A 4,757-nucleotide genomic window follows, 5' to 3' on the forward strand; every position below is an offset into this window, starting at 1 on the left:
GATGTGATTTGGCCTTCCAACCTTGCCCACTCCAAGGGCAAGGTGTAGGCAGTACACGTTAACCAACCATTATCTTAAATAATTATACCAATCAATTGGTTATACGATCTATTCTTGTTTTTTTCCAGGGGAAGATCCGTCTGAGAAGATCTTGTGAGGCGTTCCTTTTCTCTTTTAGTTTCTACAAATTTAATAAAATCAAGAACTTCTCCAAGGGCGTCTTCAGGGAAGAGTACCTGAACCCTATGGAGGTGAGCTGTTTTCGTGCTAAACCGCCATGCGCCGCCTTTGGGGCCTGGTACCACGAAGCATAAAAAAGTCTTTCGCCGACCCCCGACCCCCGACCCCTGGCCCCTGATCCCTGAACCCTGATCCCTGAACCCTATTTTCGAACTAAATCAAATGCTCCAGGCCGCCCGAATAATCGTCCCTTTCCCCACGGCCGATTCCAGGACAAAAGTCCCTCCCGAAAGCTGGGCACGCTCTCTCATGGTGGAAAGGCCCATTCCTTTTCGGATCGTCTCCCGGTCAAACCCTTGGCCGTTATCCCGAATGGTCATTTGGATTTTATGGTTTTCCTTTCCGAGAGAAAGATTGACCCCGGATGCCCGGCTGTATTTGGCGATATTGTTCATGGCCTCCTGAAAGATTCGGAAGATCGGCGTTTTCAGAGAATCAGGCACCTCTTCTTCCGATATCCCGATCTGCTTTTCCACCGAAATACGGGAATAAGTCTTTTCGTATTCCCGGCAGAACCAGTTCATGGCGGCCACGAGCCCCAGGTCATCGAGGACGGCCGGCCGTAAGTCGGCCATGATCCGCCGGACTTCTTTGGTGATTTCCTTCACCAATGGGATAAGTTCTTGCAGGGACTCAGGGCTGTCATGCCCCTGGTTCATCCCCTCCCCGATTTTCTCTATCCTGATTTTCAGGGCACTCAGAGAAGCGGCAATGCTGTCGTGCAGCTCACCGGCAACCCTTTTCCTTTCCGTCTCCTGAGCAGTCAGGCATTGAGATGCGAAAAACCGGACCTGGCTTTCCGATTTGCGTAGAGTTGCTTCCAATTGCTGGCGCTGATTAACCTCAGTCCGAAGCCTTTGAACGGCTTCCGACAACTCTACGGTCCTCTCCCTCACCCGCTTCTCCAGTTCATTATGAGCCTTTCTCAAGGTTTCCTCGGCCTGCTTGCGCTCGGTAATGTCCCGGGCGATGTGGGCCGAACCGATGAACTGACCCTGGAGGTTGCGCAGAGGCGTTGTGCTTACCAGGAAGTGGCCGTTGAGGCGGGGTTCATAAACTTCGGCGAAGTGTTGTTGGCCGTCCTGACAAGTAAGTCTGTGGGGGCAGAACCCCGGCGGCTCCGTTGTTCCGTGAACCGCCTCATAACAACGCAGGCCGATACATTGTTCTGTGTTAACCCCCAGCCGATCGGCCATTGCCTTATTGGCGCGAGTAATCCGGTGTTGATCATCCAGAATAGCCACCAGATCCGGGACGGTGTTGAAGGTCTGTTCCCACTCTTGCTTGGCATGGAGGATCGCTTCATGGGCCCGCCGTTTCTGCGTAACATCATGAAACACCAACACGACCCCGGTTATCCCGCCGGAGGCATCATGGATCGGCGCTGCGCTGTCTTCAATGGGAATTTTGAGACCTTTCCTGGTGATCAGGGCGGTGTCGTTAGCCATAGCGACCACCCGTTTTTCATTGAGAACCCGTGCCACCAGGTCTTCTGCCGGTTCGTGGGTCTTTTCGTTGATGATACGGAAAACCTGACCGATCGACTGGCCAAGGGCCTTTTCGCGTTGCCAGCCGGTCAGTGTGGCAGCGACCGGATTAAGAAAGGTGATCCGTCCTTCGGCATCGGTGGCCATGACCCCATCGCCGATACTGCTCAGCGTCACACGGAGCCATTCCCGATTCCGGTTCAGCTCCTCTTCAGCCCGTTTGCGATCGGTGATATCATTGATACTCGATATTACCGACAATTGGTTGTTGATCGGGATGATGTCGGCCGAAAAAAGTCCTGTGATCGTCTCTCCCGACTTTTTTCGAAATTGGAATTCCCTGTTGAGCAACCGGCCGCCCTTTGATAACTCTTTGATCGCCACCTCCCGGTCCTCCTCGTTATCCCAAAGATGCAAATCGACCGTTGTTTTTCCGATGGCCTCGGCGTACTGGTAGCCCGTGATATTCAAAAACCCGTCGTTGACTTCGATGATCTGTCCGTCGGAAAGCCGGGTAAGGGTGATGGCATAGGGAGAGGAGTGAAAGGCCTTGGCAAATTTTTCTTCCTGGGTGGTGACCTCCACGAGCAGGCGTTTATTGACCATCAGGACCAGGCTGTAAGTGAGAAGAATGAAAAGGATTTGATAGGAGAACACCATAAGGGATTCAAAAGTGCCGGATTGAAAAAAATCGGTTACCGCCTGCGCCCCGGCGAAAAATCCGGTTATCCGCCCCAGACTGACCAGGCAGTATCCCCCAAAAACCAGGCCCACACCAAGCGTCAACCGCCGCATGGCAGGGTCGATTTGGTAGACCAGGAACCACAGGCATTGAAAACAGATAATCAGCAGCCCGGTGGACACATTGAGATTTCTGGCAGGCAGGCTGGGTTGAACGAGGGTAAAATAGGTGTGCACCAAAGCAAAAACCGCCAGCAGCAGATAATTGTGGACTTGGGGGATCTTCTTCCCGACAAAGCTTCTCAGGCCCACATAGCCCATGATGGCGCCCCCGATCACCAGGGTATTGGAGAGAACCATGGACAATAAGTCCGGGATCCTGCCGCGCAGGATGATCAGAAACATCGCCGCCGTTTGAAAGGCAAAATCGAACACCCAAAAACCCGATCCCGCAAACCGTTTACGACTCTGGCGCCACAACGATAAAATGACCAGCAGGCAGACGATATCGGTGATCATATTGCCAAAGAGGATTGTTCGCATATCCAGTAAAGGCATCTTCCCTCCGGCGGCGCCTTCTAATTTTCTTTTCCGATTATGGCGCCGGGTTTGACCCCACAAATCCTGTCGGAAAATAGTTTTGAATTTTCAAAAAGCTAATAAAAGAACTTTCAAATTTCGGACTCCTTAAAAATCTTGCTGTGTGATCGACAAAACTTTGTCGATGTTGATTCACTAAGTGCCTAAGGGTATCTAGGGGTTATGGAAAATATAGACTCATTTTCAGCTACTTGCAAGAACTTTTTCATAAACTGAGCGGCTTTTGATATCCTCATTCAACGATAAAAAGGGTTTGATGGAAATTTTCTTTTTTTGAAAATGATGAAACTTTCTGATATGATCCAGAAAACTGTTCGATAATTTGTTAGTAACTAAAGAATATAATTCTACGCAAAATGGATAGAATTTCTTAAAAAACACACCTTGGACCCGGACCAATTGAGGTTTTATTAACATGTTTTGTATATCCAAAATCTTCGTTCCGGCTGGTCCGGGTTGGGTATGAATCAAACCACTCAAAGAGGAGATGCAGACCATGAGTTCATCAAACAGCCCAAAAGACTGCTTTGGAGATCAGGGAGGATCAATACTATATGGTGAGGCTCCTGAGAAGTGTTTAAACTGCAATATATTTGACAAGTGCCACAAAATTACAATTGCATCAACGTTGCAGGCAATTGGCGTAGATTTGGGTTTGCTTATTCAGAATGGCCTTGCATCTGGATGGCTGAAGGCATTCAAGGAACTCGACGACAAGGAGAAGGAGAACAAGGAGGCCGAATAGGAACAATAGCATTAGAAACCCAGAACCTAACCATTCACTGAACCGGACGGCGAAATAGCACGGTGCCTGCCCCGGGCATGAGGGTTTAATATCAAAACTGTCTATCTCAAATCAAAAAGCTCCTTTAGCGCTTTCTCCAAGGCAGAGAGATCTTTCATGGAAAACTTGCCTAAGATTTTGATAACCAGTCTTTGTTCGACCGTTGAGATGGCGGACTTAACAGCGGATGGTCTCAGTAAGCCCGCAGGTTGCCAATCTTCAATCAAGAATTCACCCACTCCAATATGCCCTCTTATCTGACCGGTTACGGCCATGATGACGATGTCTTGAGAAATGTGGTTGTATGCATCCGAACTTATTATGGTTGCGGGGCGTTTCTTTGCGGCGGATTGATCACTGAAAGGAAAAGGGACAAGGATAACATCTCCTCTATTGTACCGCGTCATAAACAGCGTCCTCCTTGTTATCCCAAATTCTCCGGAATGAATCGGCGGACAACGTCTGAGAAGATCTTGCGAGGCGCTCCTTTTCTCTTTTGATTTCTACGAATTGAATAAAATCAAGAACTTCTCCAAGGGCGTCTTCAGGCAATTTATCAATTTCCCTTATGATCAGTTGTTTATTAGACATTTCCCTCTCTCCTTTCAATTCAGAATATATATTATCTGGCCTTAGCCTTCTCAAGTCAATCCTAAAGTATAATAAACTGAGAGGCTTTCGTTGCCTTTCTTTCGCTCTAACCAGATCACCTATATCTTTTTTTTCTTTTTGATCGCCTTGGGTTTTTGGAGGAAAACCGATTTGATAAATGGTTTATAAAATGATACAGTCGGTAAAATTTGGTATCAATTTAGCTTTTTGAAAAACAATTTTCAACGCAGAGCCGCAAAGGGCGCAAAGGTCGATCGGTCCGCTCGACTTTGTCGAGCTTTTGCAGAGGCTCCCGGCCGGGAGCCGATCTGCCGATCTTAATAAGAGACTCCCTTTGGGAGTCGAAAGGAATA

Annotated in this window: 4 protein-coding genes; 1 reads left to right on the forward strand and 3 read right to left on the reverse strand. The window is 48.6% G+C overall.

Annotated features, from left to right (window positions below; all coding sequences use genetic code 11):
- Positions 1 to 398: 398 nt before the first annotated feature.
- Complete coding sequence (locus HY879_17020) at positions 399 to 2,966, reverse strand: PAS domain S-box protein (protein ID MBI5605040.1); 2,568 nt, start codon at positions 2,964 to 2,966, stop codon at positions 399 to 401.
- A gap of 538 nt (positions 2,967 to 3,504) precedes the next feature.
- Here HY879_17020 and HY879_17025 point away from each other — a divergent pair.
- Positions 3,505 to 3,753, forward strand: coding sequence for a hypothetical protein (locus HY879_17025; GenBank protein ID MBI5605041.1), 249 nt, complete (start codon positions 3,505 to 3,507; stop codon positions 3,751 to 3,753).
- Between the two features lie 101 nt (positions 3,754 to 3,854).
- On the opposite strand, the gene HY879_17030 is transcribed toward HY879_17025, so the two are convergent.
- Both HY879_17030 and HY879_17035 read right to left on the reverse strand, forming a co-directional pair.
- Positions 3,855 to 4,199: a type II toxin-antitoxin system PemK/MazF family toxin gene (locus HY879_17030; protein ID MBI5605042.1), complete on the reverse strand. Its 345-nt coding sequence runs from the start codon at positions 4,197 to 4,199 to the stop codon at positions 3,855 to 3,857.
- Positions 4,183 to 4,383, reverse strand: a complete 201-nt coding sequence (locus HY879_17035; GenBank protein MBI5605043.1) for a toxin-antitoxin system, antitoxin component, Xre family protein — start codon at positions 4,381 to 4,383, stop codon at positions 4,183 to 4,185. Before HY879_17035 ends, HY879_17030 begins: the two co-directional genes overlap by 17 nt.
- Positions 4,384 to 4,757: the final 374 nt, after the last annotated feature.

This window comes from Deltaproteobacteria bacterium, from assembly GCA_016219225.1.
Taxonomy (GTDB): domain Bacteria; phylum Desulfobacterota; class RBG-13-43-22; order RBG-13-43-22; family RBG-13-43-22; genus RBG-13-43-22.